This is a genomic window from Sphingomonas sp. 28-62-20 (genome assembly GCF_002281505.1).
Window position 1 is genome coordinate 88,502 of sequence record NZ_NCGH01000011.1, and the last position, 23,325, is coordinate 111,826.

Sequence of the window (23,325 nt, forward strand, 5' to 3'; positions counted from 1 at the left end):
TGACGTGCCGCGTGGCCGGGCAGGCGCCTTATTTGCCGGCCACCGTGGCCGCCGCCTTGGGCGTTACCGCCAGCAAAAAGGCCCCATCGGGCTTCAGATATCGCTGGGCCACTTGCTGGAGGATTTCGGGCGTTACCTTGCCGATATCGACCGCAAGCGAATTGACCGCAGCAATCCGGCGCGGATCATAGCTCGCCCCCGCCAACTGCGTGAGCCAGAAGGTATTCCCGGTCGATGCGCGCGCGATATATTGCGCATAGGGCAGCAGCGTGCGTTTCAACTCGTCGCGCTCGATCGGTTTGGCGACGAGATCAGCGGCAATTTCCTTGGCCAGCGTGAAGAAGAAGTCCACCTTGTCCGGCGGCACTTGGCCGATCGCGATCAGCCGCCCGCCGCTGGGCAGGCCAACTGGCCACTCGCTCTGCACGCTTGGCGAATAGCTCGCCCCCGCCTCTGATCGCAGCCGATCAAACAACCGATCGCTGAAAATCTGCGCGAGCAGGTCCAGCCGTCGGCTATCCGAAATACCGTCAATGCCGCCACCCGTCGGCCAGGCAACCACCGCCACTGCCTGGTTGGCGGGGCCATCATGGCTGAGCATCACGGGCTTGCCGGTACTGGCCGGGAACTTAACCGGCGGGATCGGCCGGGTGCTGGCGCGCCGAGGAGCAATGGCACCAAGGCTTTTGGCGACCGCTGCAACCGCATCCTCCGCCTTGAAATCGCCGAACACCTGGACCTCAACCGGACCGGAGGCAAGGATCGGCGCCCATAGCGCCCGGAAGCTGGCTGGCGTGGTCGCCCGCACCTGATCCGGCGTCGCGGTCGCCCAGCGCGGATCGCCAGCATGCAGCAGCCCCTCCAGATCGCGCGACAGAATGCCGCCGGGAGAAACGGCATTGCTGTCATAGGCCGCCAGCGTAACCGCCTTTGCCCGCGCCAGTGGATTCGGGTCCCAGCGCGGAAAGGCGAGCTTGGCCGCAATCAGCTGAAGCTGATCGGCCATATCCTCTGGCGACGTCACGGCAGAAAGCACGAAGGCATCGTCGTCGACGTCAAAGCTCATCCCGATCCGCCGCCCGACCGTCAATTGATCGAGCTCCTCCTGGCCAAGCTTGCCGATCCCGCCGGCGATCAAGGTTAGCGGTGCCGCCCAGGCGGCGGTGGTCCGATCGGTCGGCAGCGCATTGAGTCCGCCACCAAAGCGGACACGCACATAGACACGATTGGATTCGCCGCTGTTGGGATAGATCATCAGCCGCACACCATTCGCAAAATCGATCCGCTCGATTTCGGTGGGGCCGGAGATTTCGCGAATCGGCGTGCGTTTGACGATCTTGCCCGGCGTCTTGAGCCTTGGCAGCTGCGCAAAACTGATCTTGCGCACGGCGTTGCGGGCATTGGCCAATCCGGATACATCCGCCTTCAGCGCTGTTTCCAGCCGGGCCGAGGCGGTCAAATCGGCGGCGCGGCTATTGACGACCGCATGGGTTGCATCCCCTACGAACACCCGGCGAGTTGATTCAAGCAGGGCTTCCGGCGTGAAAAAGCCTTTGGTGCGCGCGCCAAGGAAGATGTCGTAGGATACCTGCGCACTGGCGATGGTTTCCCGAATATCGATCGCTTCGCCCATGTTATCGGCCTGTTGCGCGCCCTGCTCGGCCCGCGCGGTATCAACTTGGGCCTTCATCGCTGCATCAAATTCGGTGACCTCGCGGTCGATCTCTGCCTGCGCAGGCGGCGTTTGCTGGGCATCGGCGATCGCCGCACGGACGTCGCGCAGCGCGGCCTCCCAATCATCCCCGATCGGCAGCACGCTGACAAAAGTGCCATTGGCCGATCGCGATACATCGTTGAGCGAAACGCTGGCCTGGATGAAGCTGCCGCCGCTCCGCGCGCGCGTTTCCAATCGCCGATTGATCAGCCGCAACGCCATTTGATCGACCATCCGCTTCTGATTGAAGATGATCGTATCGTCCCGATACACCCAGGGCCGCAGCACCGCCCAGGTGACGAGTGGCGGCAGCGAGGGTTCCGTCGTTGAAACGGCAAAGGGCTTGGTCGGATCGGGCTTGCCAAAATCGGGCTCGGGTGGGGGTGGGCCATTGCCCTGCCACGCCGTGAAATATTTGGTTACCAGCTGTTCGAAGATCACCGGATCGACATCGCCCGAAATGATCACAACGACCCGCGACGGCCGATACCAGCGTTTGTGGAACGCCTGCACCGATTGCGCCGTCGCCTCCTCCAGCGCCGTGATCGTGCCGATCGGCGAGCGATCCGCTAGCGGCTGGCCGGCAAAAAAGGTCTGGCGCACGGTATCGCCGAACCGCACCTGCGCGCCCGGCTGTTCGCGCTGCTCGGCGAGCACCACTGGGCGTTCGGCGGTGAGTGCCGATCCTGTCAGATTGGGCTGCGCGATCATGCCCGACAGAATTTTCAGACTTTCATCAAGCCCATCCTGCGTCGCACTGGGCAGATCGAGTTTATAGGTCGTGCTGGTTGGCGTCGTCTGGGCATTGGTGTCAGAGCCAAAAGTGGTGCCAAGCCGCTGCCAAATCCGCTTGGCCTCGCCATCGGGCACATAGACCGAACCTCGAAAGGTCAAATGCTCGATCAGATGCGCAAAGCCGCGTTCGCTGTCGCTTTCCATCAGCGATCCGGCATCGACGCGCACCCGGATTGCAACCTGGCCGGGCGGCACGCCATTTCGGCGCAACGCATAACGCAAGCCATTGGGTAATTCGCCAAAGGTCCAGTCACGATCGGGCGGAATATCGCTGCCGCGGAACAGCCAGGGGATTTCATGCGCATTGGCCGATTGTGGCGATGCGTTGGTGGCGCTGGTCGTGCCGGGCGTCGCAGACGGCGCTTCGCGGACTCGTTCGGCTCGGTTGAGATCGGACCTGCTGGCGCGCTGCGCCCCCGCCGGGACCACGCCACCTGGCAGCACAAGGCCAATGAGGAGAAAAAGGGCGACGGGGCGCCGAAGCGCGCGGGCAAGACGAAGCATCACCAATGTCTAGCGGGGTTGGTCCGCTTCCGCCAGCCACCGGTGTCGGGCTGCCACTGGCAAGTTGCTCTGATCGGTCAGCTTTCGGCATTTGCTGGACACCTGGGACAAATTCGGGCGACAAGCAGCCGCGGCAAATCTTCCGCCGGGTTGGTCTTGATCAACCGATCAGGGTGGCCCACATGGGTTGGCATGTTGATCGAAACCGAAACAACGCCGAATCCGGCGACGCTCAAATTCCTGCCGGGCCGCATCGTGATGGATGCAGGCACGCGTGATTTCGCAAGCCCGGAAGAGGCCGAAGTCTCCCCCCTCGCCGCCGCTCTGTTCGAACTGGGCGATGTGACCGGCGTCTTTTTCGGGCGGGATTTTATCTCCGTCACCGCCGCGCCGGGCGTCTATTGGCATGCCTTGAAAAGCGATGTGCTCGGCATTTTGCTTGATCATTTCGCCGGCGGCATGCCTTTGTTCAATCCGGGCAGCGCCGCCGCCATTACAGTCCCGATGGAGGGCGGCCATGCCGATGACCCGGCCGATGCCGAAATCATCGTCCAGATCCAGGATCTGATCGAAACCCGCATCCGCCCGGCGGTCGCCAATGATGGCGGCGACATCATTTATCAGGGCTTTGACAAGGGCAAAGTTTATCTGAAGATGCAGGGGGCCTGTGCAGGCTGCCCCTCGTCCACCGCGACACTGAAGAACGGGATCGAGCAATTGCTCAAATATTATGTGCCCGAGGTCACTGAAGTCCGCGCGGTCTAATTTTCCATTAAATCAACAATACAGGAACCGTGATGGGCGAGAAATTGTCTGATGCCGCGCTGGATACCATTTTGCGGACCGCGCGCAGCTATAATGGGTATCTCAACCAGCCCATCAGCGAAGACGATTGCCATGCCATCTGGGACCTGATGAAATGGGGCCCAACCTCTGCCAACCAGATGCCCGCCCGGCTGATCTGGTGCCGCAGCGATGACGCCAAAGCCAAGCTTGCCGCCTGCGCAAGCGGCACCAATGGCCCCAAGATTCTGGCGGCGCCGGTCACGGTGATCATCGGCCATGATGAAAATTTCCATGAAAAACTGCCCGAACTGTTCCCGCACACCAATGCCAAGGCATGGTTCGACAATAATCTGCCGCTCCGCCAATTGTCGGCGATGCGCAACGGGACGCTGCAAGGGGCCTATTTCATCATCGCTGCGCGCGCGCTGGGCTTCGATACCGGGCCAATGTCAGGCTTTAACAATGCGGCGGTTGATGAAGCGTTTTTTGCCGATACGCCGCATATCAAATCAAACTTCATTTCAACGCTTGGCATTGGCGATCCGGCAACGATCTTCGATCGTCTGCCCCGCCCCAATTTTGGCACTTTCAACAGCGTCGCCTGATCCACAGCCCCTTTTGCAATCGGCGCGCTAGCCGCTAAGCGACGCTGATGCGCACGCTTGTTATCGATACGGCCACGGCGGCCTGCTCGGTTGCCTTGATTGAGGGCAACTGCCTGATCGCTGGCCATCATGAACGCGTTGACCGCGGCCATGCCGAGCGGCTCATACCGATGATTGGCGATTTGCCGCAGGGTGGCCGCTGCGATCGCATCATGGTCGATTGCGGCCCGGGCAGCTTTACCGGCATCAGGGTTGGCATAGCCGCCGCGCGCGGGCTGGGGCTCGGCTGGGGCGTGCCGGTGTCCGGCTATTCATCGCTGCCGTTATTGGCCGCTGCCCATTTCACTGGGCATCCCGGCCATGGCCCTGTCGTTGTCGTGCTCGAAGGGGGGCATGGCGAAGTCTTCGTTCAGGGCTTCGCCGCCGGACCGTTCGCACCCACCAGCAACCTAGAGTCACTCTCCCCCGCCGCCGCCATCGCCCTGCTGGCAGGACGCACGGCGATTGGCAGCGGTACGCGCTTTCTGGCAGCGATCGATCCTTCTCTGCCCTTGATCGACGCCTTGCCCAACGCCGCTGATCTGATCAGTTTGCCCGCGGCTTTCACGACTCTGGCCGCCCGGCCAATCTATGGCCGCGCGCCCGACGCGACCCCAGCAAGGCCCAAAGCAGGGATTTCGGCATGAGCACGACGCTGAACATGATCACCTTACGACCCGGCATGCCCGCTGACATTGCGACGATCGATCGGATCATGCAGCGCGCCTTTGATCCGCGTTTTGGCGAAGCATGGACGCGTGGCCAATGCCTCGGCATCCTCGCCATGCCGGGCGTTTGGCTGACATTGGCAGCGCTTAACGGCGACGTCGCTGGCTTTGCCCTGGCGCGCGCCATCGCTGGCGAGGCCGAATTATTATTGCTGGCGTGTTTACCAGAGGTGCGGCGACGAGGCGTAGGAGGTGCTTTGTTACGCTCGGTGATAAACGATGCGCAAGACCGCAACGCCACTAAAATATATTTGGAGGTACGGCGCGGCAACGAAGCGCTTGATCTTTATCGGTCATCCGGTTTTTTGAAGGTAGGCGAACGCCTTGCTTATTATCGCGGCACTAGCGGACAATTGTATGATGCTTTGACGTTTGAACGACAATTAGCATAAAAACCCTGTTTCATGTAAATTGTTGCTTGCGCATTGACTTATTTGAGCCGATATGAGCCGGGTGAAGCCAGTGTATGGCTCCGCTTAGTATCGAAAGGACCATAATGGACACCCACACCGAAGTTCAGGAAACGCTGATAACGCTCACGGCGGACATCGTTGCCGCTCATGTAAGCAATAATAGCGTCGCTGTTTCCGATCTGCCGGTACCAGCAGTCTCTATCCGCTCGTCGATCAAGCCAGATTACATCACCTGTCTGGAAGACGGCAAGAAGTTGAAAATGCTCAAGCGCCACCTGATGACGCATTATCAGATGACGCCAGAGCAATATCGGACCAAGTGGAATTTGCCGGCCGATTATCCGATGGTCGCGCCCAACTATGCTGAACAGCGCCGCACATTGGCCAAGAAAATTGGCCTCGGTACCAAGCGTCGCAAGATCGCGCGCTAAGGCTGATATCGCCTTTGCGTCGACATGCCCCTCCCCATTGCGGGAGGGGCACTTTCCCCCAGCGCCCATTGCCGCTACACCGCTGACCATTGGCTAGCAGGAAACAAAGACGAGCGGATGGCGCGAAAAATCGACCTTGAAGCGCTGTGCAACGAAAAGGGGCTGCGGATCACCGAGCAGCGCCGCATCATCGCGCGTGTGCTTTCGGATGCGGAAGACCATCCCGATGTCGAAAAAGTCTATGAGCGCGCCTCCGCCATCGATCCCGGCATTTCGATCGCCACCGTTTATCGCACCGTGCGCCTGTTCGAAGAGGCCGGCATCCTGGATCGGCATGACTTTGGTGATGGCCGCGCCCGCTATGAACCGGCCCCTGAATCGCATCACGATCATCTGATCGATGTCGAAACCGGCCGGGTGATCGAATTCGTCGATCCCGAACTCGAACAATTGCAAAAGCAGATCGCCGAACGGCTTGGCTTCAGGCTCGTCGACCACCGCATGGAGCTTTACGGGGTCGCTCTGGACCGCAAGGTCTAGACTTGACCCCTGCGAGCGACCCGCCGGCTGCGGCGATGCTGGCCACCAGCACCACCCCGGCGCGTGAGGCAGCGGCGGCGGGGCACCCAAGCCCTGTTCCCGTCATTGGCTGGATGCGGCTTGGCTGGCGCATTTTGGGGCTGGCGCTGATCGCGGCGATCTCGATCCCGGCACATTATCTTTTTCAGCTGCTTCGGCTGTCCTCGCCCTGGCCACGGCTGTTCATGACGACCGCCGCCCGGATCTGCGGCGCGCGCGTCGGCATCAGGGGCGTGCCGCTCAAGCGCGATGTTTTCTACATCGCCAATCATGTCAGCTGGGTCGATATTCTGGCGATCTCCAGCGCAAGCGGCACTGCTTTCGTCGCCAAGGCGGAACTGGCGAAAGCACCGGTGGTCGGCGTGCTCGCCAAGATGAATCGTACCGTGTTTGTCGAACGCGAAGACCGGCTGGGGGTCGCCGACCAGATCAACCGGCTCCGCGATGCGTTGACCGACAATTGGTCGATCACGGTCTTTCCCGAAGGCACCACCACCGATGGTCAGTCGCTGCTGCCCTTCAAGACGCCAATGCTGAAAGTGCTCGAACCGCCACCGCCCGGCGTAATGGTCCAGCCCGTGCTGCTCTGGTATGGCGGCGATACCGGCTATGAGATCGCCTGGCTGGGCAGCGAAAGCGGCAAGGACAATGCTGTTCGGGTCCTGTCGCGCAAGGGCAGCTTCAAGGTGATGGTCGAGTTTCTCGAACCCTTTCACCCGCGCGATTACCCTGGGCGCAAGGCCATCGCCGCCGAAAGCCGCCGCCGGATCGAAGCCGCCTTGGCCGCGCAAGTCGGCGCGCCGCTGCTGCCGTTCAGAGGGCATGATTGGTGGGAAAAGGAAGCGGCGGGTGAGAAAGCTGCCGGGGGAACGCTATAGCCGCGAGGTAGATTGGTTCGCGCAGAGGCGCAGAGACGCAGAGGTGTTGCGCGCCGACTGCGCGAAGCGCCCCAAATCACCCGCAGAAGAACTGTCGGCACCCTCACCCCAATCAACACGCTCTTCCTTCTTCTCCGCGTCTCTGCGCCTCCGCGCGAACAAATTCTTGCCGCCTCCACGCCCGCCAAAGGGGTTCACGCGGAGACGCTGAGATGTAACGCAATCAATGCGCGAAGCGCCCCAAATCACCCGTCAAGAACCTGTCGGCACCATCACCCCAATCAACACGCTCTTCCTTCTTCTCCGCGTCTCTGCGCCTCCGCGCGAACAAATTCTTCCCCCCTTCACGCCCGCCAAAAAGGTTCACGCGGAGGCGCGGAGACGCGGAGATGTGACGCAATCAATGCGCGAAGCGCCCCAAATCACCCGTCGAGAACCTGTCGGCCCCATCACCCCAATCAACACCCTCCTCCTTCTTCTCCGCGTCTCTGCGCCTCCGCGCGAACAAATTCTTCCCCCCTTCACGCCCGCCAAAAGGGTTCACGCGGAGGCGCGGAGACGCTGAGATGTAACGCAATCAATGCGCGAAGCGCCCCAAATCACCCGTCGAGAACCTGTCGGCACCATCACCCCAATCAACACCCTCCTCCTTCTTCTCCGCGTCTCTGCGCCTCCGCGCGAACAAATCTTCCTTCTCCACGCCCGCCAAAAGGGTTCACGCAGAGGCCGGGCAGAAATCTTGGAAACGGGCGTCCTCTCCGCAAACCCGAACCGACATTTGTCGCGCCCGCCCTGCCCCGCTATAGCCGCCGCGATGAACGCGCCCCCCAAAACCTTTCACGTCAAATCCTTTGGCTGCCAGATGAACGTCTATGATGGCGATCGGATGGGCGAGCTGATGGCCGCGCAAGGCCTGACCGCGACCGACGACCAGTTCGCCGCCGATCTCGTCATCCTCAACACCTGCCACATCCGCGAGCGCGCCACCGACAAGGTCTATTCGGACATCGGCCGCATCCGGAAGGAATCCGGGAAACTAGGCGGCAACCCGATGATCGCGGTCGCGGGCTGCGTTGCGCAGGCGGAAGGGCAGGAGATCGTCCGCCGCGCCAAGGTCGACGTCGTCGTCGGCCCACAGGCCTATCACAACCTGCCCGATCTGGTCGCCCGCGCGAGCCGGGGCGAGGCGGCGCTTGACACCGACATGCCCGTCGACATGAAGTTCGGCTACCTCCCCGCCCGCCGCCGCGTGCCGCCCAGCGCGTTCCTGACGGTGCAGGAAGGGTGCGATAAATTCTGCACCTATTGCGTTGTCCCCTACACGCGCGGCGCCGAAGTCAGCCGCCCGTTCGCGGCAATCGTCGATGAGGCCAAGGCGCTGGTCGACGCGGGCGCCAAGGAAATCACGCTGCTCGGCCAGAATGTGAACGCGTGGGACGATGACGGAAAGGGCCTGCACGACCTGATCGCGGCGCTCGACCGCATCACCGGCCTTGCCCGCATCCGCTACACCACCAGCCACCCCAACGACATGGCCGACGGCCTGATCGCCGCGCACCGCTACGTGGGCAAGCTAATGCCGTTTCTGCATCTGCCCGTGCAATCGGGCAGCGACCGTATCCTGAAAGCCATGAACCGCAGCCACTCGCGCGACGGCTATCTGCGACTGTTGGACCGGGTGCGCGAAGCCCGCCCCGATATCGCGCTGTCGGGCGATTTCATCGTCGGCTTCCCCGGCGAGACCGAAGCGGACTTCGCCGAGACGCTCAGCCTGGTCGACGCGGTCGGCTATGCCCAGGCGTACAGCTTCAAATACAGCCCCCGCCCCGGCACCCCCGCCGCCACCATGGCCGACCAGATTGCGCCGGACGTCATGGACGAGCGCCTGCAACGACTCCAAGCCGCCCTCAACCGCGATCAGGCCGCGTTCAACGCGGCGAGCGTCGGGCGGCGGTGTGCGGTGCTGCTGGAGCGCAAGGGCAAGCTGGAAGGCCAGCTGATCGGCAAGAGCCCGTGGCTGCAATCGGTGCACCTTTTAGGGGATGCCGCGATTGGCGACTTGGTGGAGGTTGGGATTGTCGAGGCCGGCGCGAATTCGGTGATGGGGGAGCGGCGGAACGCTCCGAGCCTAACCTAAACCACTGCTGTCACCCCGGAATTGTAAAGGGTCTTAACGGCGACACGAAAAGTCCGTCCCTTACGCTCGCGGCGGAATAGCGGATCACCATAGTCGTCGCGACTACTAAAGCGGAGAGCTGTTTCATGCGAAGACTATACCGTCGCGTCCGATCATTGCTGGAGCAATGTTAACAACTAGTCCCCCTTGCCCGGGACCCGCAGCAAACGACCCATCCGCTTTGTGCAAACCGACCTCTACTGGGCAAACATTAGCATCAACGCGGAACCCAAAGACAATTTCTCCGTTGGCGTCAATAAGTGTGTATCCAGATCCATCTAGATATGGTTGCTTAGTCCAACCAGTCGGCGGATCTGCTCTCGGAAAACTATCTATTACTGTTGCTTGACCGCCATTTTTACAAAAGAGTCTGCCATTAAAAATGAACTCTGGCCCTGACTCTCCAATAACGATCTGACCTTCTAACCAAACATCACTCCCGTTTTCGTCACCTAGCGAAAAATAGTCGCAGCGATTTGAGTGGAGGTGAAACTGGGGATCATCAAATCCAACATACATGACGCATTTCGATATTAAATTCATCTCGAAATCTTTCGAAGGTATTTAAGTCCAATACAATCTAATTAAAGACAGTACAACAATCTACCAGTTTCGGAGACACGTTATCTAACTGCCGCCGCCGCCGTCAGGACGACGATCATTCAGCGGCGCCTGCCAAGCCTCGATACTTCGCCTCAAGCCGGTCGAACACCGCATCGGCAGGTTGAGTACGCCCCACCGCTGCATCATCGAGCCCGCGCGCAATCGATGCGTCGAGCGCCTCCCTAATGCTTTCAATCTCAAAAGTCCGTTCCTGCTCACGGCGGATCAGGTCGCGGATTGCTTCGCTGTCATTGGTGTAGCGGCCAGCCTCGATCTGCGCCGCGATCCACGCGTCCTGCTGGACGGAAACGGTGATGGTCTTGCGGACGGTTGCCATCGTTGGCCTCCATCAAACTGGTTCAACGAGATGCGATTATCATACTATTGATGTAATTTAGCGCGCTCATAGCAGATTGATAGCATTTCAATGCTCCCAATTCCGTTGTCGCGACCCGAAGAATCCCGGAAATGCAAGGATTGCTGAAAGACCCATTCACCCCTCCCCTTCAGGGGAGGGGATGGGGGTGGGGGCTGTCAGTCTCACCGAGTCAGCGCTTGGGGAAAGCCCCTACCCCAACCCAGTTTTGGCGCTCTTGGTCCCGTCCGGGGGACGAGACTGCGCCAGCACTCCTGAAGGGGAGGGGCTTGAATAGTGCACTTTCCCCCTGTCCACCCCGCGCCCGATCTGCCAAACTCCCCCACGGATGCAGCACGCCCGCCCTTCCCACGCGACCCCCGGCGATTCTCGCCGCAGCGGTCGCGTCATCGGCCCGCAACGATCTCACCCTACCCGCACACTCAGCACCTTAAGCCTCCTCTCTCGCGAAGGAATCGCATGAGCCGCAAGCCTGTCCCCGCGCAATCCGGTGATCGCAGCCGCGCCGAGCTGACCTTCGACCGGCCGCAGCTGATGCCGCAGCTGTTTGGCGAGTTCGACAAGAACCTGTTGCTGCTCGAAAACCGACTCGGCGTGTACATTACCGCGCGGGGCAACAAGGTGGGGCTTGAGGGGACGGCAGAAGCGGTGGCATCGGCCCGCGACGTGCTCAACGGGCTCTACAACCGGATCGTGCGCGGCGAGATTGTCGATACCGGGCTGATCGAGGCGGTGATCGCGATGTCCGCCGAACCCACGCTCCACGGCATCATCAGCGCGGAGGCCTCTGCCCCGCCCTCGATCATGATCCGCACGCGCAAGAAAACCATCGTGCCCCGCACCGTGGCGCAGGCGCATTATATGCGCGAATTGCTCAATAACGACATCATCTTCGCGCTCGGGCCAGCGGGCACCGGCAAGACCTATATCGCGGTCGCCCAGGCCGTCGCGCAGCTCATCACCGGCAGCGTCCAGCGGCTGATCCTGTCGCGCCCGGCGGTGGAGGCGGGCGAAAAGCTCGGCTTCCTGCCCGGCGACATGAAGGAGAAGGTCGATCCGTACCTTCGCCCGCTGTACGACGCGCTCAACGATTGCCTGCCCGCCGAACAGGTCGAGCGACGCATCGCATCGGGCGAAATCGAGATCGCGCCGATCGCCTTCATGCGCGGGCGCACGCTGGCGGACGCGTTCATCATCCTCGACGAAGCGCAGAATACCACGCCCGCGCAGATGAAGATGTTCCTCACCCGCTTTGGCGAGAATAGCCGCATGGTCGTTTGCGGCGATCCCAAGCAGACCGACTTGCCCGGTGGCATGAACGCGAGCGGTCTGAACGATGCGGTCGGGCGGCTCGACGGCGTCGATGGCCTGTCGATCTGCCGCTTCGGCGCGGGCGATGTGGTGCGGCATCCGATTGTCGGGCGGATCGTTGAGGCGTATGAGGGGAAGGATGGTTGAAGAAAGGGATATCCTGAACTATAAAAGGATATCCCAACGGACGAAAAACAATGGCATCGCTCTACATCAAGGATCAGGAAGCCAATGCGCTCGCCGAGGAACTGGCGACTCGACGCGGTATGACCAAAACGGCAGCCGTTAAACTGGCCCTCCGCCATGAACTCGATCGCGGCGAAACGAGTGAAAGAGCCGATGATCGCCCATTGCGTGAGCGCATGACCGATTTCTGGAAACGCCACCCTCTGCCACAGGAAATGGGCTCGATCCCGAACAAGGCATTCTACGATGATCTATCGGGCGGCTTGTGAAGACGTTTGTAGATGCGTCGGTAATCGTCGCCATCGTCGGGAATGAACCTGGCTGGGAGACATTGGCAGATACGCTCGACGCCGCCGATCTACGGCTTTGGTCGCCTGTTTCGCAGTGGGAATCCACCGCAGGGGTGCGCGTCAGATTGAAAAAGTCACCGGAAGCGGCAAACGCCATGGTTCAAGATTTTGCCGCTGAAAACCGTTTAAATCTTGTCTCGATCGGGCGGGTCGAAAGCGATCTTGCCCTGGACGCCTTTGCACGCTTTGGTAAGGGCACTGGCCATCCCGCCCAACTCAATATGGGCGATTGCTTCGCCTACGCTTGCGCCAAGGCCAACCATGCGCGGTTGCTCTATAAGGGCAATGATTTTATGCACACCGATCTCGCCTGATGCTTGAGATCGCCCTCTCCACCGAACCCGTCTGGCCCGAAGCGACCGACTGGGAATCGCTCGCCACCCGCGCCACGACCGCCGCGCTGAACGCGACTACCTATGGCACGCTGGCCGACGCGGCGGCGACGGTCGAAATCTCCATCCGCCTCACCGACAATGCCGAGGTGCAAGCGCTCAACCGCGACTACCGCCACAAGGACAAGCCAACCAATGTCCTGTCCTTCCCGATGATCGCGCCAGACCTGCTGGACACGGTCGCCAATACCGATGACGGAGAGGTCCTGCTCGGCGATATCGTCCTCGCTTACGGCGTCTGCGAATCGGAGGCCAAGGACGAGGGCATCACCCTGCAAGACCACGCAACGCATTTGATCGTGCACGGGACGCTGCATCTGCTAGGATATGATCACCAGGGGCAGGCAGAGGCCGAGGCGATGGAGCAGATCGAACGCGATGTGCTGGCCGCGCTCGGCATTGCCGATCCCTATTTGAATGATCACGCTAGCGAGGACTAACCAACCCCAATGGCCGACGGCCCCAGTACCGAGACCGGCAATGCCGGCTCCCCCGAAGGCAGCTTATGGCGCTCCTTCCGCACCTTCATCTTCGGTGAACCCGCTGATGACTCGCTCCGCGCCCAGCTTGAAGAAGCGATCGATGCGCATGAGGATGATCCTGCCCCCGATGCGCGCGGCGATCTTTCCCCGCTCGAACGCCAGATGGTGCGCAACCTGCTCCATTTCGGCGAACGCGACGCGGGCGATGTCGGGGTCCCGCGCGCGGACATCCTGGCGGTGGAGGAACAGACCAGCTTTGCCGATCTGGTGACCTTGTTCGCTGAAGCGGGGCACAGCCGCCTGCCGGTATATCGCGAACAGCTCGATACAATCATCGGGATGATCCATATCAAGGACGTCTTCAACATTCTGGCCACCGGTGCGCCGCACCCCGCCTCCATCGCCGGGCTAATTCGTCAGCCCCTCTTTGTGCCGATGTCGCGCGGGACGCTCGATCTGCTCGCTGATATGCGGCAGAAACGCGTGCATCTGGCGATCGTGCTCGACGAATATTTCGGCACCGAAGGACTGGTGACGATCGAAGATTTGATCGAGGAAATCGTCGGCGATATCGAAGATGAGCATGACGAAGCACCACAACAATTGCTGATCCCGATCGACGGCGGTGCCTGGGACGCCGATGGACGTGCCGAACTGGAAGATGTTGCTGAGACAATCGACCCACGGCTGGCTGAAACCGATGACGATATCGACACAATTGGCGGCCTTGCCGCCGTATTGATCGGACATGTACCAGAAGCGGGAGTGTGTATTACCCATCCCAGTGGCTGGCGACTTGAGGTGACGGAGGCCGATACCAAACGTATTCAGCGGTTGCGACTACACCCGCCGATCAACGCCGCTATCGACAGTGATTGAGCAAGCGTGGTTGCGCGCAACAAAATAAAACTTGGCATTTGCCGTGCATAATTATCGATCAGGCGACAAAATTCGTTTTAATCTCCTTTTGCCAGAATCAAAAAGAGATGCTATGATTGGGAATAATGCAGCACAGTGCATGATTTGTTTCTGAATAGTTAATGCGACAATTACATATTTAGGCTTCAATCAGCACGCTAAAGACAAGCGCCGTCCCCCCTTCGCTCGTCTCCGATCATAGTCGGGCTGATTGATATGGCCGTCGGCACCCCCCCCCTTCGCCGGCGGCCACTTATTTCGTCCTTGCCTCGCTTGCCCCTTTCCCGATTTGCCGATGCCGCTTACCTAGGGCTCCATGCGCAAACATATCCTCATCCTTCTCGCCATTTTCGCCGTGCTCGGCGGCGGATTCTGGTTCTGGGCAACGCAGCCTGATCAAGCCCAGCTGCCGATCGCCGCTTTGCAGGGTCCCCGCCCGACAATCTCCGCCCCGCGGGTCCAGACCATCCCGACGATCAGGGTCGCCGATGTGGTCGGCTGGCAAAATGGGGCTACCCCGGTGCCCGCGGTGGGCCTGAAGGTCGCGGCGTTCGCCAAGGGTCTGGATCACCCGCGCTGGATCTATCAGCTGCCCAATGGCGACATTCTGGTTGCCGAAACCAATTCGCCGCCGCGCAAAGCCGGGTTCAGCATCACCAATCTCGTGATGAAATGGCTGTTGGGCAAAGCGGGCGCTGGCGTTCCTTCTGCCAACCGCATCACCCTGCTGCGCGACATGACCGGCGATGGCATTGCCGATGTTCGCACGGTGCTGATCGGCGGGCTCAATTCACCATTGGGCATGGTCCTGGTCGGGGACCAATTATACATCGCCAACACCGATGCGCTGGTCCGCGTGCCCTATGTGACTGGACAGACAAAGATCACCGCCAAGCCTGAAACCGTGGTGCGCTACCCCGGTGGCGGCAATCACTGGGCGCGCAATGTCATCGCCAGCCCAGATGGCAAGACGCTGTATGTCGCTGTCGGCTCATCGAGCAATATCGCCGAAAATGGCCTCGATATCGAGGTGAACCGCGCGAACATCCTTGAAGTCGACCCGGCAACCAAGACATTCCGGGTATTTGGTGCCGGGCTGCGTAACCCGCAGGGACTAGCCATTGAACCGCAAAGCGGCCGACTTTGGACCACCGTGAATGAGCGCGACATGCTTGGATCGGATCTTGCGCCAGATTATCTGACAGCCGTCGGTCTCGGCGATTTCTTTGGCTGGCCGTATAGTTATTGGGGCGGGTATACCGACAAGCGGGTGCAGCCCGAACGGCCCGATCTGCTCGAATATTCAAAGCGCCCCGATTATGCGCTGGGACCGCACACGGCGTCGCTCGGCCTGAGCTTTGCCAATGGCGCAACCCTGGGCGACCGTTTTGCCAGCGGTGCCTTTATCGGCCAGCATGGCAGTTGGAACCGGGTGCCCGTGTCCGGATATAAGGTCATTTATGTCCCCTTTGCGCCCGATGGTTTTCCCGTGAAAGGAACCAAGCCGATTGATGTGCTGACGGGCTTTCTGGACAAAAATGGCGATGCGCAGGGCCGCCCCGTGGGTGTGGCTCTGGATCGCACGGGCAGCCTGCTGGTCGCCGACGATGTCGGCAATGTGATCTGGCGCGTCAGCGGTTCATAGCGCCATTTGCCAATCTTGCCGTATCGGCGTGGCAACGTTGTCATTTCATTTGCCCGATTGCGGCTCGATGGGTTATCAAACGGCGATAGACCCATAATGGGTATCAGCTGACGATCGCCGGGCACGGTGATTTCGGGGAGGAACATCGCCACACCATGACCGTGCGGATCGCCACAAATCCTCAAAAAATGGAGGCAAATTGGCGGGTCGCCATGTTCGGTATTGCCAATCTCTTTCTGTCAACAGAACGCGCTTTCACATCGGGCACCGTGCCGATTTCCCCCAGTGAATTGCTGATTTATCTGACCGTCTGTGTCGCCAATGTGCAGAAATTGATGCGCGAGCGCACCATTCCCGACCAATTTACCGCCACGTCGATTCTGCCGCGCGAATGGGTGGTGCCGATCTCCCGCAACGCCATCGCGTCTGCCACTGGCCTCCCGCGTGAGACTGTTCGTCGGCAGGTCGAAAAGATGATCGAACGCGGGCTGCTGATCGAGGATTGTCGCGGCGGCGTCACCCCACCGGCAGGCGTGATCGACTTACTCGGGCTCGGGCCGATGCTCGCCCCCTTGCTCGCCGAATTCACCAAGACTGCCGAACAGCTCGCCCGAATTGGCGTTATCGAGATTCACGACGACTGATATTGCGTGGCGCGGTGCAACCAAGCTTCAGCTCGTCGCGAAAATCATTGAATCATCAGCAAAGGCTTTGAATTCCAAAGCATTACCGCTTGGATCCTGAAAAAACATCGTCGCTTGCTCGCCGGGTTGGCCGGCAAAGCGGATATGGGGGGCAATACCGAACGGCACCTGCGCCCTTGCCACGCGATCCGCCAACGCCTGCCAATCGTCCATCGTCAGCACCACGCCAAAATGCGGCACCGGCACCGCATGGCCGTCAACGGGATTGACCACGGCAACGGGTTTTGCCTTCGGATCAAGATGGGCGACGATCTGATGACCGAACAGATCGAAATCGATCCATTGATCCGATGAGCGCCCTTCGGGACACCCAAGCATATCGCCATAAAACGCGCGTGCAGCAGTGAGATCATGGACAGGAAAGGCGAGATGAAAAGGCCGGATCATGCAATCCTGCTAGCAAATCCCGGCGTTCCACGCGATAGCCAATGGGTGAATCAGCGCCCCGCCCTGTTGTCGCTCCTGCTTGGTGCCGTTGCCGCGACTGGCTTTGCCCCATTGCAGCTCTGGCCAATCACCTTGGCCTGTTTCGCCGCCTGGCTATGGCTGGTGCATGATGCACCGACGCTGCGCACCGCGCTGTGGCGCGGCTGGCTGTTTGGCATTGCCCATTTCACGATCGGCAACAACTGGATCGCCCGCGCCTTCACGCTGCAGGATGCAATGCCGGCCTGGCTCGGCTACCCGGCCGTGACGATCCTCGCGGCCTATCTGGCGATCTATCCGATGCTGGCGGCTGGACTGATGTGGCGGCTGGCCAGCCCGCGCGCCACCGGCGATCAGACAACGCCCGTCGGCGGCAGCTTTGCGCTGGTCGCCGGGGCGGCCTGGATCGCGACGGAATGGCTGCGCGGCACGATGTTGACGGGCTATCCGTGGAACCCGCTGGGCGTGATCTGGCTGCCGGTGCCGGGTATGGCCTGGCTGGCGACGTTGGTCGGCACCTACGCACTATCGGGGCTAACAATTGTGGTGGCTGGCGCGCTGGTGCTGCTGGCGGCGCGCCAATGGCGCTTTGCTGCCCCCGTATTGGCGGCGGCTGCCTTGCTTTCTGTGGGCGGGCTACTGGTTCGGTCCCCGCAACTGACGGCGGATCCAAATGCACCCCGCATCCGGGTTATTCAGCCCAATCTCGATCAGGAAGAGCGCCCGCGCGACGATTATCCCGAAGCCAATCTCGCCGCGATCGAGCGGCATATCGGCACACCCGGCCCCGCCCCGCGGCTGATCGTTTGGCCCGAGGCGGCGTTGCGCTTCTTTGTCGAGCAGGGTTACCCCAGCCAATATTATTGGAAGGGCAGGCCTGAGGTCACGCTTGCCCGAATCGCCGGCCAGCTCGGCCCGCGCGATATCGTCATGACCGGGGGCAACAGCCTGCAATTCGACGCACAGGGAGAATTGGCCAGCGGCACCAATTCAGTCTTCGCGATCGGTGCCAATGCTCAGGTGCTTGGCCGGTACGACAAGGCGCATCTGGTCCCCTGGGGCGAATATCTGCCCGCCCGTCCGATCATGTCGGCCCTTGGTCTTTCGCGGCTGGTGCCCGGTGACTTTGATTTCCAGCCTGGACCAGGGGCGGCGACCATCGACTTGCCCGGTTTCGGGCCGGTCGGCCTGCAGATTTGCTACGAGATCATCTTTTCGGGGCAGACCGTGGACCAAGCCCATCGCCCGGCCTTCATCTTCAATCCCTCCAACGACAGCTGGTATGGCCGCTGGGGCCCGGTTGAGCATCTCGCCATGGCGCGGTTGCGCGCAATTGAGGAGGGGCTGCCGATCATCCGCTCCACACCGACCGGCGTATCGGCGATTATCGATGCCGACGGCCGCGTGCTCGGCACGATCCCCGCCGACCGGGATGGCGCAATTGAGCTGCCGATCCCACCGGGGCATCCCGCCACGCTGTTTGCCCGACTTGGCAATCTAATGGCTGCGTTGGTTGCCTTGGGCTTGCTCGTGCTGGCAGTTGCCATTCGCCAAAGAGCGCGATAGGGCGCATATAACGAAAGCTTTATATGTTGTTCTCGGCCTATTTTCCGGCCTAATCAGAGGGATTTCCATGCGCGCATCGTTTCTCTTCACTTCCGAATCAGTTTCCGAAGGCCATCCCGACAAGGTCGCCGACCAGATTTCGGATGCCGTCGTCGATCTGTTTCTGTCGAAGGATCCCTATGCCCGCATCGCTTGTGAAACGCTGACGACCACCAACCGGGTCGTTCTGGCCGGCGAAATCCGCTGCAAGGGCGTGTATGAGAATGGCGAATGGACGCCGGGCTCGCGCGAGGAAATCGAAGCTGCCGTCCGCGCGACGGTGAAGCGCATCGGCTATGAGCAGGACGGCTTCCACTGGCAGACCTTTGATTTCGCCAACCATCTCCACGGCCAGAGCGCACACATCGCGCAGGGCGTCGATGAAAGCGGCAACAAGGAAGAAGGCGCTGGCGACCAGGGCATCATGTTCGGCTATGCGACCGACGAGACCCCCGATCTGCTGCCTGCGACGCTTTATTATTCGCACCGCATCCTCGAAACCATGGCCGCCGATCGTCATTCCGGCGCGGCGCCCTTCCTGGAGCCCGACGCCAAGAGCCAGGTGACGCTGCACTATGAAAACGAGGTGCCGGTCCACGCGACCGCGCTGGTCGTTTCAACCCAGCATGCCCCGGGCTATTGCGACGACGGTGCCGAGGGCAGCGATCCGGAGAAATATGCCGTACTGCGCGATTATGTGGTCGGCGTTTTCCACAAGGTGCTGCCTGCGGGCTTCATCACTGACGAGACCAAAATCTACGTCAACCCGACCGGCCGCTTCGAAATCGGCGGGCCGGACGGCGATGCGGGCGTGACGGGTCGCAAGATCATTGTCGATACGTATGGCGGTGCAGCGCCACACGGCGGCGGCGCGTTCAGCGGCAAGGACCCCACCAAGGTCGATCGCTCAGCGGCTTATGTCGCGCGCTATCTGGCGAAGAATGTCGTCGCGGCCGGCCTTGCGCGCCGCTGCACGATCCAGCTCAGCTATGCGATCGGCATCGCCGAGCCGCTGTCGCTCTATGTCGATCTGCACGGCACCGGTACCGTTTCCGAAGCGAAGATTGAAGAAGTACTTCCCCAGCTCGTCCGCCTGACGCCACGCGGCATCCGCGAGCATCTGAAGCTCAACGCGCCCATCTATCAGCAGACCGCCGCTTATGGCCATTTCGGCCGCAAGGCAGAGGGCAATGCTTTCACCTGGGAAGCAACCGATCTGGTCGAGAAGCTGAAGGCCGCGGTAGCGTAAGCCCGCGTTTCATCAGCAGCTAGCACCTACAGCCACCCCGTACATCCATCGATGTGCGGGGTGGTTTGCTGTCAAACTATGGTCGGATACGCTTGTCTTGCATTGAAATCGCGATAAATTCAGCGCGAGGGGGAATGCCATGAAGACTAGCCGACGACTTTCGGGCAGCGCGGCCTTCATGCTGGCGCTCCTGATCGCAGCACCGCAAAGCGTGGCCGCACCGACACCCCAGTCGCAGCCCTCCTCTCCAGCGTCAGTCGATCGCGCGACACTGAACCTGCGGGACTTCGACTTTCTGGTTGCCAAGATCGCTGCCAATTATGCGGGGTGGGACACCAAGGTCACCGCCGCCACGCGCCCCGATCTCGATGCACTGACGGCCCGGCTCCGCGTTCGTGCCGCGACGGCATCTGACGACGAATTCGCAGCTATCGCGCAAGAATGGATCGGGTTCTTCAAGGATCGGCACGTTCAGTTCGGCCAACTCGCCCAGCATGGCGCAGCCGCGACATCAAATCAGAAGGGCGCGGCGGCCCGCTATCCGGCGTTGAACTGGACTGAAAAGAGCGTCAGGGCGCGGCTCGCCGCCCTGGGCGACAAGCGCGACCCTGTCGAAGGCATCTGGTCGATCGGCGGCGATCGCTACCGCGTCGGCATCTTGCGCCATGGCACCGCGCCCGGCCGATTTGCCGCTGTCGTGCTGACAACAACGTCGGAGGACTGGCGACCCGGCCAGATCAAGGCCGAACTGGCTTATGGTGCCGACGGCAAGCTCGCCACGCTGTATCGCCGGGGCGACCATGGCGAGGAAAAGACCACCGCCAGCGTCGTCGCCAGCGGCGCGGCCGTATCGCTTGAAGGCTGGGGTATCTGGTCGCGCGAAATTCCCGAAGTCGCCGATGCCGATGCGGTCGCGCGCGCCTTTCCGTCGGACACGATGTTCCTGAAGCGCCTGTCGCCGACCACCCTGTGGCTGCGGATGCCGGATTTCAGCGACGAACGGTATAAGCCCCTCAAGGACCTGCTGGAGGCGCACCGCGACGATCTGGCAAAGGCGCCCAACCTGCTGATCGACCTGCGCGATAACGGGGGCGGCAGCGATTTTGTCTATGAAGTGCTGCTGCCGTTTCTGTACACAAAACCCGTTTACACAATCGGCGTCGAAATGCGGGCCAGCGCCGACAATCTCACGCTGCGGCGCGAAGTCGCCGACAAGATTCGCAAGCAGTCGCCCGATACGGCGGCCACTCTCGACGCCCAGAACGCCCTGATGGAAAAAAACTTCGGCGGCTATTTCTCAGCCGACGCCAGGCCATTCAGTGTCCAGAAGTATGATCAAGTATTGCCGTTTCCCAAACGCATTGCCGTCATGATCGACGGCGCCGGCAGCACCGGGGAACAATTTCTGCTCGACGCGCGGCAAAGCCATAAGGTGACGTTGTTCGGCCAGCGTAATTCCGCGGGCGTGCTCGATTTCGCCAATGTGGTTGGCATGAACCTGCCGTCGGGCCGCTATCAGGTGGCATGGGCAACATCGCGGTCGATGCGCTTGCCTGACGATCCGGTCGATACGGGCGGGATCGCGCCCGACATCCGTATTCCCGATAGCGAGAAGGATCCGGTGAAATTCGTCGTCGATTGGCTCGACCGCCAGCGCGATTGAAATTGTCTGGGGATTGAGGATAGCGCTTTCGGCAGGAGTTAAAGCGGACTGCCTCGCGCGCCGACCCAACGCTCCCTTCGGGCGCACTTGGCTGGACTTTCGTGTCCGCTCCGCTACCCGAGCGCACCATGAACGATCCCACCACCATCCGCCGCCTCTATGGCCGTCGCCAGGGGCATAAGCTGCGTCAGGGCCAGGCGGCACTTGTCGAGGAATTGCTGCCCGACGTGTCGGTGCCCGAAGACGGCCCGCTCGACGGGGTGCGGCTGTTCGGCGATCCGCGCCCGCTTCAGCTGGAGATTGGCTTTGGCGCGGGCGAGCATCTCGCTGGTCAGGCCAGCGCCAACCCCGACACTGGCTTTATCGGCTGCGAGCCGTTCCTGAACGGCGTAGTCGGCGCGCTCGGTCATATCCGCGACGGAAACCTCGCCAATGTCCGCCTGCACATGGGCGATGCGCTGACAGTCCTTGAGCGGCTACCCGATGCCAGCCTGGAACGCGTCTATCTGCTCCATCCCGACCCCTGGCGAAAGGCGCGCCACGCCAAGCGGCGGATGATCAACAACGGCCCGCTCGACCTGATCCACGCCAAGCTGCAGCCCGGTGGTGAATTCAGGCTTGGCACCGATGACCCCACATATTGCCGCTGGTCGATGATGATTATGAACGCGCGCCGTGATTTCGCCTGGCAGGCGGGCAGCGCGGCGGATTTCCTCACCCGCCCGGCTGACTGGCCCGAAACCCGCTATGAGCGCAAAGCCCGGCGGCAAGGCCGCGAGGTGTGGTATTTCAAATATACCCGAGTGTGATTATCAAGAATGGCGCTGCCAAACCAATGTGGCAGTCAGCGACGGGTGCTGCTTGCTGGCGCGCATGAGCCGCAAATCCAGAGCAAAACCCGCCTCGCCTTTTCGCTGTTTCAACTCGTCACCTGAGGTAATCCGGCTGATGGTGCTGATGCATGTGCGGTTTTCGCTGTCGCTGCGAAATGTCGAGGACCTGCTATTCGAGCGCGGCATCGACTTGTGTCATGAAACCGTTCGGATGTGGTGGAACAGGTTTGGGCCAATGCCCGCTGGTGACATTCGGCGGCAACGGATCAGTCGGATGCGCGGGTTTCGCCATCAGCGATGGCACCTGGACGCGATGCACGTAACGCTGAACGGCGAGATGGTTTACCTCTGGAGGGGTGTTGATCACGAAGGCGAGGTCCTCGAGAGCTACGGTACGAAAAAGCACGACAAATCAGCGGCTCTCACCTTCATGAAGAAGGCGCTGAAGCGGCGCGGCCGGGCCGAGGTCATCGTTACTGACGGGCTGAAATCCTACCCCGCAGCGATGCGCGAGTTGGGCAATCCCGACCGTCGCGAGATGGGCCGATGGGACAACAACCGGGCTGAGAACAGCCATCTTCCCTTCCGACGAAGGGAGCGGGCGATGCTCCGGCTCAGGCGAATGAAGACACTGCAAAAGTTCGCCTCGGTTCACGCAAACGTCCACAATCAGTTGGCTGCGCCGCCCTTCGGGTCAATCGTGATTGCCACATCGTCGATCGCCAAACATTCAAAAAACGCCGTTCGGCCGCGCTGGCCGAGTGGCAATCGCTAGCCACCTGAACCTTCGGACCAAAGCCCGATCTGCATCGTCGAGAGACGAGTTCGCACAAGACTGACAGCACCGAATGCAGCGGTCAGCGAGGCGACGAACGTCGGGTCAGTGCTGGTCGTGCCGACGTTTTGTTCGCTGGCCGATCTTGCCGGAGTCTGG

Annotated in this window: 24 protein-coding genes; 20 read left to right on the forward strand and 4 right to left on the reverse strand. The window is 61.1% G+C overall.

Going from position 1 to position 23,325, the window contains the following annotated elements:
• Positions 1 to 28: 28 nt before the first annotated feature.
• On the reverse strand, positions 29 to 3,013 hold the full coding sequence (locus tag B7Y43_RS10820; protein ID WP_374131664.1) for a pitrilysin family protein: 2,985 nt from the start codon (positions 3,011 to 3,013) through the stop codon (positions 29 to 31).
• Between the two features lie 192 nt (positions 3,014 to 3,205).
• Between B7Y43_RS10820 and B7Y43_RS10825 the strand changes: the two genes are divergently transcribed.
• The 8 genes from B7Y43_RS10825 (at position 3,206) to miaB (ending at position 9,609) form a co-directional block, all read left to right on the forward strand.
• Complete coding sequence (locus tag B7Y43_RS10825) at positions 3,206 to 3,778, forward strand: NifU family protein (protein ID WP_374131665.1); 573 nt, start codon at positions 3,206 to 3,208, stop codon at positions 3,776 to 3,778.
• A 32-nt stretch (positions 3,779 to 3,810) separates the two neighbouring features.
• Positions 3,811 to 4,404 (forward strand): nitroreductase family protein, encoded by a 594-nt coding sequence (locus tag B7Y43_RS10830; RefSeq protein ID WP_374131666.1) that lies wholly within the window; start codon positions 3,811 to 3,813, stop codon positions 4,402 to 4,404.
• 47 nt (positions 4,405 to 4,451) lie between these two features.
• A complete protein-coding gene (gene tsaB / locus B7Y43_RS10835) occupies positions 4,452 to 5,090 on the forward strand; it encodes a tRNA threonylcarbamoyladenosine biosynthesis protein TsaB (RefSeq protein ID WP_374131667.1) in 639 nt (212 codons plus the stop codon).
• Positions 5,087 to 5,563, forward strand: coding sequence for a GNAT family N-acetyltransferase (locus tag B7Y43_RS10840; RefSeq protein ID WP_374131668.1), 477 nt, complete (start codon positions 5,087 to 5,089; stop codon positions 5,561 to 5,563). The genes tsaB and B7Y43_RS10840 overlap by 4 nt, the downstream gene beginning before the upstream one ends.
• Positions 5,564 to 5,667: 104 nt before the next feature.
• Positions 5,668 to 6,015, forward strand: a complete 348-nt coding sequence (locus B7Y43_RS10845; protein WP_374131669.1) for a MucR family transcriptional regulator — start codon at positions 5,668 to 5,670, stop codon at positions 6,013 to 6,015.
• Between the two features lie 117 nt (positions 6,016 to 6,132).
• Positions 6,133 to 6,555, forward strand: a complete 423-nt coding sequence (locus B7Y43_RS10850; protein ID WP_374131670.1) for a Fur family transcriptional regulator — start codon at positions 6,133 to 6,135, stop codon at positions 6,553 to 6,555.
• A gap of 113 nt (positions 6,556 to 6,668) precedes the next feature.
• Complete coding sequence (locus tag B7Y43_RS10855; RefSeq protein ID WP_374131819.1) at positions 6,669 to 7,472, forward strand: 1-acyl-sn-glycerol-3-phosphate acyltransferase; 804 nt, start codon at positions 6,669 to 6,671, stop codon at positions 7,470 to 7,472.
• An 814-nt stretch (positions 7,473 to 8,286) separates the two neighbouring features.
• On the forward strand, positions 8,287 to 9,609 hold the full coding sequence (miaB, locus tag B7Y43_RS10860; RefSeq protein WP_374131820.1) for a MiaB/RimO family radical SAM methylthiotransferase: 1,323 nt from the start codon (positions 8,287 to 8,289) through the stop codon (positions 9,607 to 9,609).
• Positions 9,610 to 9,732: 123 nt separating this feature from the next.
• On the opposite strand, the gene B7Y43_RS10865 is transcribed toward miaB, so the two are convergent.
• On the reverse strand, positions 9,733 to 10,167 hold the full coding sequence (locus tag B7Y43_RS10865) for a hypothetical protein (RefSeq protein WP_374131671.1): 435 nt from the start codon (positions 10,165 to 10,167) through the stop codon (positions 9,733 to 9,735).
• A gap of 139 nt (positions 10,168 to 10,306) precedes the next feature.
• Complete coding sequence (locus tag B7Y43_RS10870; protein ID WP_374131672.1) at positions 10,307 to 10,588, reverse strand: type II toxin-antitoxin system ParD family antitoxin; 282 nt, start codon at positions 10,586 to 10,588, stop codon at positions 10,307 to 10,309.
• A 498-nt stretch (positions 10,589 to 11,086) separates the two neighbouring features.
• Between B7Y43_RS10870 and B7Y43_RS10875 the strand changes: the two genes are divergently transcribed.
• From B7Y43_RS10875 to B7Y43_RS10905, 7 genes are all read left to right on the forward strand, one after another.
• The gene (locus tag B7Y43_RS10875; RefSeq protein ID WP_374131673.1) at positions 11,087 to 12,085 is read left to right on the forward strand and encodes a PhoH family protein; all 999 of its coding nucleotides are present in this window, start codon (positions 11,087 to 11,089) and stop codon (positions 12,083 to 12,085) included.
• Between the two features lie 50 nt (positions 12,086 to 12,135).
• Entirely contained in the window at positions 12,136 to 12,393 is a 258-nt protein-coding gene (locus B7Y43_RS10880; protein WP_374131674.1) for a type II toxin-antitoxin system VapB family antitoxin, read from the forward strand.
• The gene (locus B7Y43_RS10885; protein WP_374131675.1) at positions 12,390 to 12,788 is read left to right on the forward strand and encodes a type II toxin-antitoxin system VapC family toxin; all 399 of its coding nucleotides are present in this window, start codon (positions 12,390 to 12,392) and stop codon (positions 12,786 to 12,788) included. Before B7Y43_RS10880 ends, B7Y43_RS10885 begins: the two co-directional genes overlap by 4 nt.
• Positions 12,788 to 13,306, forward strand: a complete 519-nt coding sequence (gene ybeY, locus B7Y43_RS10890) for an rRNA maturation RNAse YbeY (RefSeq protein ID WP_374131676.1) — start codon at positions 12,788 to 12,790, stop codon at positions 13,304 to 13,306. The genes B7Y43_RS10885 and ybeY overlap by 1 nt, the downstream gene beginning before the upstream one ends.
• Before the next feature lie 9 nt (positions 13,307 to 13,315).
• The gene (locus B7Y43_RS10895) at positions 13,316 to 14,227 is read left to right on the forward strand and encodes a hemolysin family protein (RefSeq protein ID WP_374131677.1); all 912 of its coding nucleotides are present in this window, start codon (positions 13,316 to 13,318) and stop codon (positions 14,225 to 14,227) included.
• 355 nt (positions 14,228 to 14,582) lie between these two features.
• Entirely contained in the window at positions 14,583 to 15,911 is a 1,329-nt protein-coding gene (locus B7Y43_RS10900; RefSeq protein ID WP_374131678.1) for a sorbosone dehydrogenase family protein, read from the forward strand.
• Positions 15,912 to 16,123: 212 nt separating this feature from the next.
• Complete coding sequence (locus B7Y43_RS10905; protein WP_374131679.1) at positions 16,124 to 16,555, forward strand: hypothetical protein; 432 nt, start codon at positions 16,124 to 16,126, stop codon at positions 16,553 to 16,555.
• Positions 16,556 to 16,582: 27 nt separating this feature from the next.
• Here B7Y43_RS10905 and B7Y43_RS10910 read toward each other — a convergent pair whose 3' ends face one another.
• Positions 16,583 to 17,002, reverse strand: coding sequence for a VOC family protein (locus B7Y43_RS10910; RefSeq protein WP_374131680.1), 420 nt, complete (start codon positions 17,000 to 17,002; stop codon positions 16,583 to 16,585).
• A gap of 45 nt (positions 17,003 to 17,047) precedes the next feature.
• Here B7Y43_RS10910 and lnt point away from each other — a divergent pair, with 45 nt between their 5' ends.
• From lnt to B7Y43_RS10935, 5 genes are all read left to right on the forward strand, one after another.
• The gene (gene lnt, locus B7Y43_RS10915) at positions 17,048 to 18,607 is read left to right on the forward strand and encodes an apolipoprotein N-acyltransferase (protein WP_374131821.1); all 1,560 of its coding nucleotides are present in this window, start codon (positions 17,048 to 17,050) and stop codon (positions 18,605 to 18,607) included.
• A 67-nt stretch (positions 18,608 to 18,674) separates the two neighbouring features.
• Positions 18,675 to 19,895, forward strand: coding sequence for a methionine adenosyltransferase (gene metK / locus B7Y43_RS10920; protein WP_374131681.1), 1,221 nt, complete (start codon positions 18,675 to 18,677; stop codon positions 19,893 to 19,895).
• A 139-nt stretch (positions 19,896 to 20,034) separates the two neighbouring features.
• Entirely contained in the window at positions 20,035 to 21,558 is a 1,524-nt protein-coding gene (locus B7Y43_RS10925; RefSeq protein ID WP_374131682.1) for a S41 family peptidase, read from the forward strand.
• 128 nt (positions 21,559 to 21,686) lie between these two features.
• Positions 21,687 to 22,367, forward strand: a complete 681-nt coding sequence (gene trmB, locus B7Y43_RS10930; RefSeq protein ID WP_374131683.1) for a tRNA (guanosine(46)-N(7))-methyltransferase TrmB — start codon at positions 21,687 to 21,689, stop codon at positions 22,365 to 22,367.
• A complete protein-coding gene (locus tag B7Y43_RS10935) occupies positions 22,306 to 23,166 on the forward strand; it encodes an IS6 family transposase (RefSeq protein ID WP_374131684.1) in 861 nt (286 codons plus the stop codon). The genes trmB and B7Y43_RS10935 overlap by 62 nt, the downstream gene beginning before the upstream one ends.
• The last annotated feature ends 159 nt before the right edge of the window (positions 23,167 to 23,325 follow it).

Excerpts from the sequence above, each read along its gene's own strand:
- B7Y43_RS10925 (WP_374131682.1), top strand. The coding sequence starts at position 20,035 with ATGAAGACTAGCCGACGACTTTCGGGCAGCGCGGCCTTCATGCTGGCG.
- miaB (WP_374131820.1), top strand. The coding sequence starts at position 8,287 with ATGAACGCGCCCCCCAAAACCTTTCACGTCAAATCCTTTGGCTGCCAG.
- B7Y43_RS10900 (WP_374131678.1), top strand. The coding sequence starts at position 14,583 with ATGCGCAAACATATCCTCATCCTTCTCGCCATTTTCGCCGTGCTCGGC.
- B7Y43_RS10875 (WP_374131673.1), top strand. The coding sequence starts at position 11,087 with ATGAGCCGCAAGCCTGTCCCCGCGCAATCCGGTGATCGCAGCCGCGCC.
- B7Y43_RS10895 (WP_374131677.1), top strand. The coding sequence starts at position 13,316 with ATGGCCGACGGCCCCAGTACCGAGACCGGCAATGCCGGCTCCCCCGAA.
- B7Y43_RS10905 (WP_374131679.1), top strand. The coding sequence starts at position 16,124 with ATGTTCGGTATTGCCAATCTCTTTCTGTCAACAGAACGCGCTTTCACA.
- B7Y43_RS10910 (WP_374131680.1), bottom strand. The coding sequence starts at position 17,002 with ATGATCCGGCCTTTTCATCTCGCCTTTCCTGTCCATGATCTCACTGCT.
- B7Y43_RS10855 (WP_374131819.1), top strand. The coding sequence starts at position 6,669 with ATGCGGCTTGGCTGGCGCATTTTGGGGCTGGCGCTGATCGCGGCGATC.
- metK (WP_374131681.1), top strand. The coding sequence starts at position 18,675 with ATGCGCGCATCGTTTCTCTTCACTTCCGAATCAGTTTCCGAAGGCCAT.
- B7Y43_RS10870 (WP_374131672.1), bottom strand. The coding sequence starts at position 10,588 with ATGGCAACCGTCCGCAAGACCATCACCGTTTCCGTCCAGCAGGACGCG.
- B7Y43_RS10850 (WP_374131670.1), top strand. The coding sequence starts at position 6,133 with ATGGCGCGAAAAATCGACCTTGAAGCGCTGTGCAACGAAAAGGGGCTG.
- trmB (WP_374131683.1), top strand. The coding sequence starts at position 21,687 with ATGAACGATCCCACCACCATCCGCCGCCTCTATGGCCGTCGCCAGGGG.
- tsaB (WP_374131667.1), top strand. The coding sequence starts at position 4,452 with ATGCGCACGCTTGTTATCGATACGGCCACGGCGGCCTGCTCGGTTGCC.
- B7Y43_RS10840 (WP_374131668.1), top strand. The coding sequence starts at position 5,087 with ATGAGCACGACGCTGAACATGATCACCTTACGACCCGGCATGCCCGCT.
- B7Y43_RS10825 (WP_374131665.1), top strand. The coding sequence starts at position 3,206 with ATGTTGATCGAAACCGAAACAACGCCGAATCCGGCGACGCTCAAATTC.
- ybeY (WP_374131676.1), top strand. The coding sequence starts at position 12,788 with ATGCTTGAGATCGCCCTCTCCACCGAACCCGTCTGGCCCGAAGCGACC.
- B7Y43_RS10845 (WP_374131669.1), top strand. The coding sequence starts at position 5,668 with ATGGACACCCACACCGAAGTTCAGGAAACGCTGATAACGCTCACGGCG.
- B7Y43_RS10935 (WP_374131684.1), top strand. The coding sequence starts at position 22,306 with ATGAGCGCAAAGCCCGGCGGCAAGGCCGCGAGGTGTGGTATTTCAAAT.
- B7Y43_RS10820 (WP_374131664.1), bottom strand. The coding sequence starts at position 3,013 with ATGCTTCGTCTTGCCCGCGCGCTTCGGCGCCCCGTCGCCCTTTTTCTC.
- B7Y43_RS10865 (WP_374131671.1), bottom strand. The coding sequence starts at position 10,167 with ATGTATGTTGGATTTGATGATCCCCAGTTTCACCTCCACTCAAATCGC.
- B7Y43_RS10830 (WP_374131666.1), top strand. The coding sequence starts at position 3,811 with ATGGGCGAGAAATTGTCTGATGCCGCGCTGGATACCATTTTGCGGACC.
- B7Y43_RS10880 (WP_374131674.1), top strand. The coding sequence starts at position 12,136 with ATGGCATCGCTCTACATCAAGGATCAGGAAGCCAATGCGCTCGCCGAG.